Annotated in this window: 11 protein-coding genes; 5 read left to right on the top strand and 6 right to left on the bottom strand. The window is 63.6% G+C overall.

All coding sequences use genetic code 11. From position 1 onward, the window contains the following. Positions 1-98: 98 nt before the first annotated feature. Positions 99-1,637 (bottom strand): replicative DNA helicase, encoded by a 1,539-nt coding sequence (gene dnaB, locus B0919_RS20405; protein WP_410503635.1) that lies wholly within the window; start codon positions 1,635-1,637, stop codon positions 99-101. A 396-nt stretch (positions 1,638-2,033) separates the two neighbouring features. On the opposite strand from dnaB, the gene B0919_RS20400 reads away from it, so the two are divergent. After that, complete coding sequence (locus B0919_RS20400) at positions 2,034-3,416, top strand: UDP-N-acetylmuramate--L-alanine ligase (protein ID WP_078014142.1); 1,383 nt, start codon at positions 2,034-2,036, stop codon at positions 3,414-3,416. Between the two features lie 129 nt (positions 3,417-3,545). Further along, entirely contained in the window at positions 3,546-4,244 is a 699-nt protein-coding gene (locus B0919_RS20395) for an alpha/beta fold hydrolase (RefSeq protein WP_139362288.1), read from the top strand. Here B0919_RS20395 and B0919_RS20390 read toward each other — a convergent pair. Genes B0919_RS20390 through B0919_RS20380 form a run of 4 tightly spaced genes read right to left on the bottom strand, consistent with a single transcriptional unit; the run spans position 4,234 to position 6,113 of the window. After that, entirely contained in the window at positions 4,234-4,515 is a 282-nt protein-coding gene (locus tag B0919_RS20390; RefSeq protein ID WP_078014140.1) for a hypothetical protein, read from the bottom strand. The two genes, B0919_RS20395 and B0919_RS20390, sit on opposite strands and share 11 nt — an antisense overlap. 48 nt (positions 4,516-4,563) lie before the next feature. Continuing rightward, on the bottom strand, positions 4,564-4,692 hold the full coding sequence (locus B0919_RS25890) for a hypothetical protein (RefSeq protein ID WP_262490558.1): 129 nt from the start codon (positions 4,690-4,692) through the stop codon (positions 4,564-4,566). After that, positions 4,689-5,306, bottom strand: coding sequence for a hypothetical protein (locus B0919_RS20385; protein WP_078014139.1), 618 nt, complete (start codon positions 5,304-5,306; stop codon positions 4,689-4,691). Before B0919_RS20385 ends, B0919_RS25890 begins: the two co-directional genes overlap by 4 nt. Before the next feature lie 15 nt (positions 5,307-5,321). After that, positions 5,322-6,113, bottom strand: a complete 792-nt coding sequence (locus B0919_RS20380; RefSeq protein WP_078014138.1) for a M48 family metallopeptidase — start codon at positions 6,111-6,113, stop codon at positions 5,322-5,324. Between the two features lie 254 nt (positions 6,114-6,367). Between B0919_RS20380 and B0919_RS20375 the strand changes: the two genes are divergently transcribed. After that, the gene (locus B0919_RS20375; protein WP_078014137.1) at positions 6,368-6,982 is read left to right on the top strand and encodes a fumarylacetoacetate hydrolase family protein; all 615 of its coding nucleotides are present in this window, start codon (positions 6,368-6,370) and stop codon (positions 6,980-6,982) included. A 242-nt stretch (positions 6,983-7,224) separates the two neighbouring features. Further along, positions 7,225-9,189, top strand: coding sequence for a M23 family metallopeptidase (locus tag B0919_RS20370; protein WP_078014136.1), 1,965 nt, complete (start codon positions 7,225-7,227; stop codon positions 9,187-9,189). An 85-nt stretch (positions 9,190-9,274) separates the two neighbouring features. Here B0919_RS20370 and B0919_RS20365 read toward each other — a convergent pair whose 3' ends face one another. Next, positions 9,275-10,471, bottom strand: coding sequence for a WG repeat-containing protein (locus tag B0919_RS20365; RefSeq protein ID WP_139362287.1), 1,197 nt, complete (start codon positions 10,469-10,471; stop codon positions 9,275-9,277). Between the two features lie 555 nt (positions 10,472-11,026). Between B0919_RS20365 and B0919_RS20360 the strand changes: the two genes are divergently transcribed. Further along, positions 11,027-12,733: a hypothetical protein gene (locus B0919_RS20360; RefSeq protein WP_078014134.1), complete on the top strand. Its 1,707-nt coding sequence runs from the start codon at positions 11,027-11,029 to the stop codon at positions 12,731-12,733. Positions 12,734-12,752: the final 19 nt, after the last annotated feature.

The following is a 12,752-nucleotide window of genomic DNA, read 5'->3' as shown; positions in this document are numbered from 1 at the left end:
CGGTAGGCTGCACGGCTCTGGCGCCAGCCGCTACGGCAAAGAAAAACCCGCGCCACAGTTTGCGGCGCGGGTTACAAGTTCGAATTTCTGGCCGAGGCTTAAAACGGTGGGTCTTCGTTGCCAAAGTTGCTTTTGGGGAAAGGCTGCGGCGAGGGCGACGAGTCGTTCATGCGTGAGCCCAGCCGGATGGTGTTCGGCGCGAAGCCCGGGTCGGGCTCGTCGAAGGTGCTGGCCGGCAGCTGCCCGGTGTTGTAGCTGGCCTCGGGCGCAAAACCGCCACCCATATCGTCAAGGTCCTGGAACTTGGTGAAGCGGCCGATAAACTTCAGCGGCACGTTGTCGAGGCCGCCGTTACGGTGCTTGGCGATGATAACCTCGCCCACGCCCTGCGTGGGGTTGCCCATTTCGTCCTCGGTGATGCCGTAGTACTCGGGGCGGTAGAGGAACATTACCATGTCGGCGTCCTGCTCGATGGAGCCGGATTCGCGCAGGTCACTGAGCTGCGGGCGCTTGTCGCCGCCGCGGGTTTCCACCGAGCGCGAGAGCTGCGAGAGGGCAATAACGGGGATGTTCAGTTCCTTGGCAATGCCCTTCAGGGCGCGCGAAATCGAGGCAATTTCCTGTTCGCGGTTGCCGCCGGGCTTGCCGTCCCCGTTGCCGGTCATCAGCTGCAGGTAGTCGATGATGATCATCTGAATGTCGTGGTGCGACTTCAGACGGCGGCACTTGGTGCGCAGCTCGCGGATGCTCAGGCCGGGGGTATCGTCGATGAAAATGGGCGCGTTCGAAAGCGTGGCAATCTTGTGGTTGAGCTGCTGCCACTCGTAGTCGGCCAGGTTGCCCTTCTTGATTTTCTCGGAATCCAGCTCGGCCTCGGCCGAAATCAGGCGGTTCACGAGCTGAATCGAGGACATTTCCAGCGAGAAGAAGGCCACCGCTTTCTTGTCCATCACCGCCGCGTTGCGCATGCACGACAGCACGAAGGCCGTCTTACCCATGGCCGGGCGGGCCGCGATGATGATCAGGTCCGACTTCTGCCAGCCCGACGTGACGCGGTCCAGGGCCATCATGCCCGACGTGACGCCTGTAAGACCGCCGGTCTGCTTGCTCTTCTCTTCCAGCTCCTTGATGGCCTTGCCCATCAGGCTGCGCATGTCGTCGAAGTTCTTGCGAATGTTCGACTCCGACACCTCGAACAGCGCCTGCTCGGTCTGATCGAGCAGGTTAAACACGTCCTGGGTGTCCTCGTAGGCGTCGCGGTGCACGTTCGAGGCAATGGCAATCAGCTCGCGCTTGATGGCGTGCTCGGTGATGATGCGCGCGTGCGTCTCGATGTTGGCCGCCGACTGAATGCGGTAGGTGAGCTGGGCCACGTACTGCGGGCCGCCGGCCATTTCGAGCGTGCCCATGGCGCGCAGCTCCTGCGTCACCGTCAGGATGTCGATGGGCTCGGTTTTGTCGAACAGGCTCAGAATGGCCTGGAAAATCTGTTGGTGGGCTTCCTTGTAGAAGCTCTTGGGCTTGAGGATGTCGATGACGCTCGTTAGCGCGTCTTTCTCCAGCATCAGCGCGCCCAGCACGGCGGCCTCGAGGTCGAGGGCCTGCGGGGGCAGTTTGCCGGTGGGCGCGGCGGGCATCACCGGACGGTTCCAGGCTTTGTGGGCCCTGGCGGCCAGTTGTTTAACGCGGCTATTGCTCTCGTCCATCATCGTGCGGCTGCTCCTCTCGGTCCGAAAATACGGAAAGGGGTGTCAAAAATACGGCCGAGCCGGCTATTTATTGGCGTTGATTGCGGACGTAGTTTTCGCTACTTTCCCCGGCCTCGGATGAAAACAGATGGGCTTGGCGGATGAAACGGATTCGGCCCAACAAACCATAGGCTGGCCAAACCCGCTTCCTGCTTGGGAAACACCCGTTTTATCCGTTCAAATCATCTGTTTATATCTGCAGTCTATCTTTGCCGCCCGGCTGTTTACGGCCGGGCCGGCTTTATGGCCGGCGTCTCCACTACGTAGCGTACTCCGACTGCCCGCATGGCTCACCCCACGTACCGGCGCGTCCACCTCATTGCGGTGGGCGGCAGCATCATGCACAACCTGGCTTTGGCCCTGCACCAGCAAGGCGTGCACGTCACCGGCTCCGACGACGAAATCTTCGACCCGGCCCGCACCCGCCTGCAACAGGCCGGGCTGCTACCGGCCGAGATGGGCTGGAATGCCGAACGCATCACCCCGGACCTCGACGCCGTCATCGTGGGCATGCACGCCCGCCCCGACAACCCCGAGCTGCACCGCGCCCAGGAGCTGGGCCTGCGCATCTTTTCCTTCCCCGAGTTTATTCACGAGGCCTCGAAGGACAAGCAGCGCATCGTCATCGGCGGTTCGCACGGCAAAACCAGCATTACCTCGCTGATTCTGCACGTGCTGCGCCACCACGGCCGCCGGTTCGACTACGCCGTGGGCGCCCAGCTGGAGGGCTTCGATTTGATGGTGCAGCTCTCCGACGACGCGCCCATCATCGTCATCGAGGGCGACGAATACCTCTCGTCGCCGGTGGACCGCCGGCCGAAGTTTCACCTCTACCAGCACCACATCGGGGTGATTTCCGGCATCAGCTGGGACCACATCAACGTGTTCCCCACCGAGGAAATCTACCGCGAGCAGTTCGCCATTTTCGCCCGGATGACGCCCAAGGCCGGCGTGCTCATCTTCGATCAGGACGACGAGCAGGCCCAGCTGGTAAGCGTGCCCTCCAACCCCGACGTGAAGTACGTGGGCTACGGCCCGCACGAAAACATCATCAAAAACGGGCAGACCTTCCTCATCACCAAAAAGGACGAGCTGGTGCCGATTCAGGTGTTTGGCGAGCATAACCTGCGCAATATTTCGGCCGCCCGCGAGGTGTGCAAGCAACTGGGCATCAAGGGCAAGGACTTCTACGAAGCCATTGCCTCCTTCCGTGGTGCGGCGCGCCGGCTGGAGCTGGTGAAGCAGGGCACCTCCTCGGTGGTGTACAAGGACTTTGCCCACGCGCCCAGCAAGCTGAAAGCCACCTCGGCGGCCCTGAAGCGGCAGTTTCCGGAGCGCAAGCTGGTGGCCTGCCTGGAGCTGCACACCTTCAGCTCGCTGAACCCGGCCTTCCTGCCCCAGTACGAGGGCACTTTCGATGCGCCCGACGTGGCCGTGGTGTACTTCAACCCGCAGGTGCTGGCCCACAAGCGCCTGCCTCCGCTGAGCGAGGTGCAGGTGGCCGAGGCCTTCCACCGCCCCGATCTGCGCGTGTTTACCGACAGCCGGCAGCTGGCTGAGTTTCTGCAGCAGCAGGACTGGCACAACGCCAACCTGCTGATGATGACCTCGGGCACCTTCGACGGGCTGGATCTGGCCCAACTGGCGGGGCAGGTGACCGGCAACTGAGCCGCGAATAAACTAACAGGCTAGCCCAACGCGGGCCTGACCTTCCGTTTTGGCGTAGACTACTCACATCATTTGGGTAGCTTGGCCGAAGCCGCGGAAGGTCAGGCCCGCGCTACCTTTAGCCCCGCCATGAAACAGCCCCTTCTCCTCCTCCACGGCGCCCTGGGCTCGGCCCAGCAGCTGCAGCCCCTGGCCAACGCGCTGGCCGCCGACTTTGCCGTGCATACTTTTTCCTTTCCGGGCCACGGCGGCCGCCCGCTCGACCCGGAGCACTTCACCATGACGCACTTTGCGGCCGAGGTGAGCTACTTCCTGGCCGAGCACCAACTCGACGATGTGCACGTGTTCGGCTACAGCATGGGCGGCTACGCGGCCGTGCTCAGCGCCGCCACCGACCCGGGCCGCATCCGCAGCATCACTACCTATGGCACCAAGTTCGACTGGTCGCCCGAAACGGTGGCCACGGAAACCGGGATGCTGGACCCGGCCAAGATGCAGGCCAAAATTCCGCAGTACGTGGAGCACCTGCAGCGCACGCACGCCCCTACGGAGTGGCACGCGGTGGTGGAAGCCACGGCCGCCATGCTGCGCGAGCTGGGCGAGGCTCCGCCGCTCAATGAGCTAAACTTGTCGCAGCTGACCATACCGCTGCAGGTGCTGGTGGGCGAGCTGGATACCACGGCCGGCGTAGAGGCCTCGCGGCAGTTCGCTGCTTACCTGCAGAATGCCACGTTTGAGGTGCTGCCGAACACCATACACGCCCTGGAGCGCGCCGACCTGCCGGGGTTGGCGCTGCGCGTTCGAGAGTTTGCAGCGGCTACCGTTTAGCCAAAGCGACAATTCTCCGTGTGGCCTGCTTTAGCCCCGCGTAAAGCGCATATAAGCCCAACGCCCAGATAACGCTGTTCAGCACCAGTGGCCAGAGGGAAACATCGGGCCCAGACGTTTCGGGCACTGGGAAGTGGCAAATCAGCATGGCCAGCTTTACCCAAGTGTCTTTTGGGTGCCCCCACGTGACCATGAAGGGCGCGGCAACGACGACATAGAGCAGAATGCCGAGCCCGCCCACACAGGCAACCAGCAGCAAGCGACGCAGCATAGATTTGAATAACCAGTGTTCAGCTTATAACCAACGCGGGCCCGCGTTTTATTTGTCGTCGCCGGGTTCATCTACTGGCTTAGGCGGTTTGGGCGGCTCGGCCCGGCGGCGCCGGTCGGTGGTGACCAGCAGCGCTACCGCTGTCAGTGCCAGGCGCATGATCCACTTGCGGCTCATCGTTTGGGCGGGAAAAAGGTGTTTTTGCGCTCAATAGTGAGGTTGCAGCCGCCGGAGTTATCCTCGCAGGTAGTGCCCACAATGGCGCCGCGCTCGAAGTTGAAGAAGCACATCTGGCAGCCGCGGCCCTCCACCACGTAGCGTTCCGCATCGGAGCTGAGGTACAGCTCGTTGTCGGTGGACAGCGCCAGCGGAATGGCCATGGCGCGGTACATGCCGTTGCGCAGGCCCATCCCGACGAGGAAATACGTCGGTTTTTCCTTGGCCGAGCCCTGCACCGGGCGCACCTGCGCTTTGTCGATGACGGTGCCGTCGCTGAACTGCCGGTTGAAGTTCTGCATCAGTATCTCGCGCGGCACTTTGTACTGGACTTTGCTTTCCACCACGGCCCCGACTAAGCGGTTGGGCGAGTCGAGGATACGCAGGTCTTCGGTTTCCTTACGCTCGCGCTTGTTTTGACGCACGTTTGGGTTGGCAGCCGCCGTTTCCTCGCTTTCCGTGCCGGGGGTACTGGATTCGGGGAAGCCGCGCTTGGTGGTTTCGCAGGCGCCCAGCCCCAACGTCAGCGCGGTGACGGCGGCAAGGGCGAGGCGCAGGTGTGGTGATTTCAGCACTGGCAAAAAGGCCCGTTAGCGGGCGGTGTAGTACTTACGCGCCTCGGGCAGCTCGCGTTGGATGGCGGCAATGCGCGTGGCATCGGAGGGGTGGGTGGAAAGCAGCTCGATGTTGCCGGCCTGCTGCTTGGCCGCCATCCGCTGCCAGAAGGACACGGCCGTATCGGGGTTGTAGCCGGCCATAGCCATAAAAATCAGGCCTAGGTGGTCGGCTTCCGACTCCTGGGTACGGCTGAACTTCAGCAGGCCCACCTGCGAGCCAACGCCCACGGCCTGCAGAAACACGTTTTGGGTGGCCGAGGGGTTCTGCCCCACGGCTGCCGACAGCACGCCGCCGAGGCCTTGCGCCGCCATCTGCTGGCTCATCCGCTCGTTGCTGTGGCGGGCCACGGCGTGGGCAATTTCGTGGCCCAGCACTACGGCCAGGCCGTTTTCATCCTCCGTAATGGGCAGAATGCCGGTGTACACGGCCACCTTACCGCCGGGCATACACCAGGCGTTTTCCTGCGGGTCTTCGATGAGGTTGTACTCCCACTGGTAGCCTTCCAGCTGGGCCGATTGGTTTTGCTGGCGGAAGTACGTTTCTACGGCCTGCTGAATGCGCTGGCCTACGCGGCGCACCATGGCGGTTTGGCTGGCGTTGCTCGACAGTCGGCTGGTTTGCAGCACTTTCTGGTATTCGTCGGCCGACATCGTGTTGATTTCCTGGTCGGAAACGAGGCTGAGTTGGTTGCGCCCGGTTATCGGCACGGACGAGCAGCCGGCGGTTGCGCACAGCGCCACGGCCAGTAGGAATTTTTTGAACATGGGGTGAAGAAGTGTCGGGGTTGGCAAACGGGTGAAATACCGCTTCCGGGGGCGAGAATACGCATTCTGCGCCGGTCCGGCCGGGTGCGTGCTATACGACGCACGCCGGGGCAAATGTTGTATTACGGCCTAACGCGTTCAGTTGCTTTCGCGTAAGGCGGGGCGCGGGCCGCGCGGTTTTGCCGGCGGCTTCAATCCTGTACTTTTGCTTACAGCGCCCTCGGGGCCCGTTTTTCCGCTGAATTTCTTCGCCCATGAAAATCCTCTGCATCGGTCGCAACTACGCCGAGCACATCGCCGAGCTCCAGAACGAAGTGCCTGACGCCCCCGTCATCTTTGCCAAGCCCGACACGGCGCTGCTGCAGCGCAACCAGCCCTTCTTCTACCCCGACTTCACCCAGGACATTCATCACGAGGTAGAGCTGGTGCTGCGTATCAGCAAGAACGGCCGCCACATCGAGGAGCAGTTTGCCCACACGTACTACGATGCCATCGGCCTGGGCCTGGACCTGACGGCGCGCGACCTGCAGAGCAAGCTCAAAAGCAAAGGCCTGCCCTGGGAGCTGGCCAAAGGCTTCGACGGCTCCGCTCCGCTGGGCGCCAACTTCAAGCCCGTTTCGGAGTTCAGCGACCTGAAAAACATCAACTTCCGCCTGGAGGTCAACGGCGAAGTGCGCCAGCAGGGCAATTCCTCGCTGATGCTGCACGACTTCAATAAGATCATCAGCTACATCTCCCAGTTCATCACCCTGAAGATGGGCGACCTGATTTTCACCGGCACGCCCAGCGGCGTGGGCCCGATCAAAGTCGGCGACCAGCTGGTGGGCTACATCGAGGACGAGCAGTTCTTCGACGTGAGCGTGAAATAACAAGCTAAAGAGGCTAAAGCCAGAAGCTAGTTCCCCTCCTCAGCTGAGGAGGGGTTGGCGGTGGTTGACCTTGACGTATGGACGTCATCTGTTTTTTAGATTGCTAACCCTGGCCTTTCAACCACCCCTAGCCCCTCCTCAACGGAGGAGGGGAACTAGCTTCTGGCTTTAGCCTACCTGATTTTTTCTTTCCGCGGCTCCACCCCATTGGCCGCTCAAAGCCCGTTGTTGCCTCTGTGTTGTTGAATCATCTTGCTGCCAAGCTGCTGCTGCTGGCCTTGCCGGCGCTGCCCCTCTCCTGCTCCGCCGACCCCGACGCCAAAACCGACAAGCCCCAGGCCGCCAAGTCGGCCGTGGCCCCGCCTGATACCAGCAGCGCGCTCAAAGACTACTTCCTCTTCCCCATTCAGCCCGGCAAGCCCAACCTGCTGGCTGCCAGCATGGGCGAGCTGCGGCCCAACCACTTCCACGGCGGGCTCGACATCAAGACCAACGGCGGGGTGGATTTGCCGGTGTACGCCGCCGCCGACGGCTACATCTCGCGCATGAAGCAAAGCAGCTTCGGCTACGGCAACGTGCTCTACATCACCCATCCCAACGGGCTGACGACGGTGTACGGACACCTCAACCACTTCCGCGGCCCGGTGGCACAGGAAATGCTGCGCCGCCAGTACGAGAAGCGCAGCTACGAGCTGGAGCTGTTCTTCGAGCCCAACCAGTTCCCGGTGAAGCGCGGCGACATCGTGGCCTTGTCGGGCAACACGGGCGGCTCGGCCGGGCCGCACCTGCACTGGGAAGTGCGCGACGCCAAGGACAATCAGCTCAACCCGCTGCAGTGGGGCGGCTTCAGCGAAATTCAGGACCACGTGGCCCCCACCGTGGTGGGCATGGCCGTGGAGCCGCTAAGCATTGATGCGCGGGTGCAGGGCCGCTTCGAGAAGCGCCTGTTTACGCCCGTAGGCAAGGCGGGCACCGGCTTCTCGGTGGCCGATACCATTCCGGCTTACGGCACCGTAGGCCTGCTGCTGCAGGCGTTTGACCGCTTCGATAACGCCTGGAACAAGAACGGGCTGTACAAAGTGGACGTGCAGGTGAACGGGCAACCGCTGTACGGGCACGTCATCAACGGCATCGGCTTTCCGGACGAAACGCGGGTGGTCAACCAGCACATCGACTACGAGTACCTGATGAGTGCACGGCGCACCTTCGAGAAGTTGTGGGTGGATGACGGCAACGACCTGCCGATCTACCACACCGGACCCTCCAAGGGCAAGCTGCGGGTGGAACCAGGCAAAATCTACGACGTGGAAATGCGCCTGCAGGACGCCTACGGCAACACCACCCCGCTGCACGTGGTGCTGCGCGGCGTGCCCGCCGACTACTGGCAGACGCGCTCAGCGACTGTGCGCAAGCCCACGCTGCGCTACGACGTGCTGCGCAACATCCTGCGCGTGACCGTGGACGACACCACGCGCCAAGCCCCCAACTTAACTCTGTTGCGCGGCGACCGGCAATTGCAGCTCAAGCCCAGCTACACCGACCAGAGCCGGACCGTGTACCTCTACGACCTGCGCGCCGGCCTGCCTGAGTACCTGCGCTTCCCCGGCATTGCCAACGACCAGCGCTTCGACCGGGTGGCGGCCATTCCGGCCGGCGAGGAGCAGCTGTTTGCCAACAACCTGGTGAACGTAATTTTCGCCCCGCGTACCAACTACGACACGCTTTACCTGCAAACGGGCTTCAAGGACAAGACCTGGACCATCCAGAACCCACGCACGCCCATTCAGCACGCCATGCGCGTGACGCTGAAGCCCGCCGAGCCCGTAACCGACAAAGCCCACGCGGCGGCTTACCTCATTCGTGGCGGCACGGCCAGCTGGGCCGGCGGCCAGTGGGACGGTGAGCTGCTCAGTTTCAACACCCGCAACTACGGCCAGTTCCGCATCCTCACCGACACGATTCCGCCCTCGGCCCGTCTCATCAGCCGCGCCGGCGGGCTGGTATTCAAAGTCAGCGACAATCTTTCGGGCTTGGCCAGCTACCAGCTGGAAATCGGGGGACGCTTCCGGCTGCTGCGCTACGAAAACAAGAACGCCACGCTTTTCACCGAGCGCGGCGACACGCTGGGCCCGGCCCTGCGCGGCCCCGCCCGCCTGCGCCTCACCGACCAGGCCGGCAACGAGCGCGTGATTAACCTGCAGCTGTAGGTCGGCTTGCGCCGCAACGGAGCGGGTAGGGTATTTTCGAGTCATCCGAAAATACCCTACCCGCTTTCCTATTTAGCTTCTGAGCTTAATCGCCCTTCAGGTCGCTGGTAAGAATGCGGCCGCTGCGGGTCATGTAGGCTTCGCGCCGAGGCTCCCCGCCTTCCCGGAAAGGCTTACCCCAGCGCACTTTCAACAAGCCGTTGGCGAAAGGCACTTCGGCGGCATTGGCCACGCTGTGCTCCATCAGATCGGGTTCGTAGCCGGGCGGCAGCGGGTAGGGCTGGCCGGCGGGCGTAAGTAGCAGCATAGCCGCCTCGGGCGTTGGGCGGGCTGCAAACCAGTCACCAGCTAGCGCCTTGGCCCAGGCGTAGGTTTCGGCGTTGAGCGGCTGGCCGTCACTTTTGATCAGCCGGAACCGGTCGTTAAGCGCCTCCTGCACCGTGGGCCGGGGCGCGGCCCTGATTATGGGCTTGGCGGGCGCGGGCCGGGGCAGCCAGCGGCCGTCGCTGTAGAGAATACCGGGCCGGCCGAGCGTGTCGGGCACGGCCGCGGAATCGGTTTTGAATTCGTCGCCCCAACCAAAATAGCGACCGGGGAAAGCCGGCTGCCCGTTGGGTCGCAGGTACTCGGCCACGTTTCCCTTGCCGGCCCGGGGCACCGCGCGGCGCACGAAGCCCAGCGCATCGGGGCCGTCCAGCCGCCGCGGCTGCGGGGCCAGCACGTACGCGCCCGTTGTGTCGATAAGCGCGTACTGGTCGTCGTTGGGCGTGGGGGCACCGGCTGTCACGACCACGGCCCGGCCGTGGGAAAACGGCCCGGCGGCATCGTACGGCCCGAGCACTTCGCGGCCGCGCGGGTCCAGGTAGCCGTAGGTGCGCCGCGCCGCGTACCGCTCAAAGCGGATGCGTCCGTCGCTGATAGGCAGCAACCGGTCGTAACGGTATGGGGTGAGGCGGCGGCTGGTGCTGTCGAACAGGGCCTGCGCGGGCCCGTACGCCGGCGGCGGGTGCGGCACCGGATGGCGGCGGTTACGGCGGTGCAGCTGCCGGACATACCGCGGGCCGCTGGGGCCGCGCACGGCGAACAGATCGGCGCCCAGCGAGTACACCCAGCCCTTGCCCCTGGGCCAGTTGTGCCAATAGCGCCGGCCACGCGCGGCCGTGTCCAGAGCCGATTCGAAACGGTACAGCGGGGCCGTGAGGTGGCGGCGCAGCGGCTTGGCCCGCAGGCTGGCGGTAGGCGGCAAAACCTGCCGGTACGACCAGATACTGCCCGCGGGCATTCAGCCAGATTTCCCATTCGCCTTGCTGGTTTTTCCACCGGCTGCTGCGCCGATAAGTGGTGGTGACAGATCCCCACTCCGACAGCCAGAAGGGCCCGGCCGTGGCTTTAAGCTCGTTCTGAAACGTGGGCTGCACGTACACCCGGCCCAGCGTATCGGACAGCCCCCACTCGAAGTAGCCGTCGTACGGCACCAGTCCGCCGGGCGGCAGCGGCGCGGGGCGTAGCCGCCGCACCCGGTGCAGCTTGTAGCCTTTAGGAGGGGGCACCGATTGTGCCCGCAGCAACCCGGGCATCAGCAATAAAAAGCCCAAATAAACAACGCAACTTATTCGCATATCAGACTGACCAGCACTGCGGCAGAGTCGGCAAATTACGCGGTGGCAGTCAAGGCCTTGCTAAATACCATCTTCCTCTGCCGGCGGAAAATTCTGCTTCCAGCCCCATCGTTTCGGAAAGGAGGTGCATTTTTACCCCCGCAGCCGCCGCGGTTGGCCTTTCGTTGAAGGCCTGGGCGGCCTGCCCCTACGTCATTCTTTTTCTACTTCATACCCCGATGGGAGAAACGCAACAATCCGTGCCCGCCGCCGAGCTGCACCTGGGCCAGTACCAGGCCGCCGTCGACGCCAAAATTGCCGAATTCAACGCCAAGAATTTCACCGCTGGTTTCTGGCAGAAACAGGCCGACCTGTGGGTGCAGGACCCGCAGGCCCAGGCCGAGCTGCGGGCCTACATGGGCTGGCTGCGCGTGGCCGAAACCATGCAGGAGCGCGTGGGCGAGATTGAGCAGTTTGTGCAGGAAGTGAAGGCCGCCGGCTTTACCCACGTCATCGTCATGGGTATGGGCGGCTCCTCTATGGCTCCGATTGTGTTCGAGAAGTCCTTCCCCAAGACCGAAGGCGGCCTGGAAATGCTGGTGCTCGACACCACCGACCCGGGCACGGTGCAGCAGATTGAAAAGGCCGTACCGCTGGAAACCACGCTGTGCATCGTGGCCAGCAAATCGGGCACCACGGCCGAGCCCCTGGCCTTTGGCGACTATTTCTACGACCGGATCAAAGCTATCAAAGGCGACAAGGCCGGCGAAAACTTCGTGGCTATTACCGACCCCGGCTCCAAGTTCATTGCTACGGCCGAAAGCCTGGGCTACCGCCGCGTGTTCCTGAACTTCACCGAGGTAGGCGGCCGCTTCTCGGCCCTCTCCTACTTCGGGCTGGTGCCCGCCGCCCTCTACGGCATCGACATCGAGGAGCTGCTGCGCCGCTCGGTGGGCATGATGCAGGCCAACGGCTCGAATGGCGACGTAACCAGCAACCCCGGCCTGGAGCTGGGCGTGGCCCTGGGCGTACTAGCCCAGCAGGGCCGCGACAAGCTTACGCTCATCACGCCCGCAGGCCTGAGCGACCTGGGCCTGTGGCTGGAGCAGCTTATTGCCGAAAGCACCGGCAAGCACGGCGTGGGCATCCTGCCCGTGGCCGGCGAGCCGCTGGCCGACGTGAGCCTGTACGGCAATGACCGCGTGTTCGTGTACGTGGGCTACGCAGGCGACGCCGACGCTGACAACCAGCAAAAACTGCAGACCCTGGAGGCTGCTGGCCACCCCGTTATCAGCATTCGTATGCACGACGCGCTGGATCTGGGACAGGAGTTTTTCCGCTGGGAAGTGGCCACGGCCGTAGCCAGCGCCGTGCTCGAAATCAACCCCTTCGACCAGCCCAACGTGCAGGCGGCTAAAACCGCCACCGACAAGCTGATGAAAGAAGTAGCTGAAAAAGGCAGCCTGCCCCAGGAGTCTACCGCGCTGGCGGCCGACGGGCTGAGCTTCTACGGCCCGACTACCGGCGCCGATGCCCAAGGCCTGCTCGGGCAGTTTTTCCAGGCCAACCCCGGCGACTACGTTTCCATTCAGGCGTACCTGACGGAGACGCCTGAGCTGAACGCCGCCATCGACGAGCTGCGCGCCACGCTGCAGCAACGCCTGCACGCAGCCACCACCTTCGGCTACGGCCCGCGCTTTTTGCACAGCACCGGCCAGTACCACAAGGGCGGGCCGAACACCGGCCTGTTCCTGCAGCTCACCGCCGACAACAACCCCGACCTGCCCCTGCCCGGCCGCTCCTACACTTTCGGCACGCTGAAGGACGCCCAGGCCCAAGGCGACCTGGAAGCCCTGCGCAGCTACGACCGCCGCACCCTGCGCGTGCACCTCGGCGCCAACGCGCTCGAGGGGGTGCGTAAGCTGACGGCCGCGCTGAAGGCTTAGGCAAGAGCTAGAAGGCCTG

The organism is Hymenobacter sp. CRA2, from assembly GCF_002007105.1.
In the GTDB taxonomy this organism is placed as follows: domain Bacteria; phylum Bacteroidota; class Bacteroidia; order Cytophagales; family Hymenobacteraceae; genus Solirubrum.
This window is presented reverse-complemented; position numbering and strand designations above follow the sequence as displayed.

Bases quoted from the DNA above. Each gene is read 5' to 3' on its own strand.
- dnaB (WP_410503635.1), bottom strand. From the start codon at position 1,637: ATGCCCGCCGCGCCCACCGGCAAACTGCCCCCGCAGGCCCTCGACCTC.
- B0919_RS20400 (WP_078014142.1), top strand. From the start codon at position 2,034: ATGGCTCACCCCACGTACCGGCGCGTCCACCTCATTGCGGTGGGCGGC.
- B0919_RS20395 (WP_139362288.1), top strand. From the start codon at position 3,546: ATGAAACAGCCCCTTCTCCTCCTCCACGGCGCCCTGGGCTCGGCCCAG.
- B0919_RS20390 (WP_078014140.1), bottom strand. From the start codon at position 4,515: ATGCTGCGTCGCTTGCTGCTGGTTGCCTGTGTGGGCGGGCTCGGCATT.
- B0919_RS25890 (WP_262490558.1), bottom strand. From the start codon at position 4,692: ATGAGCCGCAAGTGGATCATGCGCCTGGCACTGACAGCGGTAGCGCTG.
- B0919_RS20380 (WP_078014138.1), bottom strand. From the start codon at position 6,113: ATGTTCAAAAAATTCCTACTGGCCGTGGCGCTGTGCGCAACCGCCGGC.
- B0919_RS20375 (WP_078014137.1), top strand. From the start codon at position 6,368: ATGAAAATCCTCTGCATCGGTCGCAACTACGCCGAGCACATCGCCGAG.
- B0919_RS20365 (WP_139362287.1), bottom strand. From the start codon at position 10,471: ATGCCCGCGGGCAGTATCTGGTCGTACCGGCAGGTTTTGCCGCCTACC.
- B0919_RS20360 (WP_078014134.1), top strand. From the start codon at position 11,027: ATGGGAGAAACGCAACAATCCGTGCCCGCCGCCGAGCTGCACCTGGGC.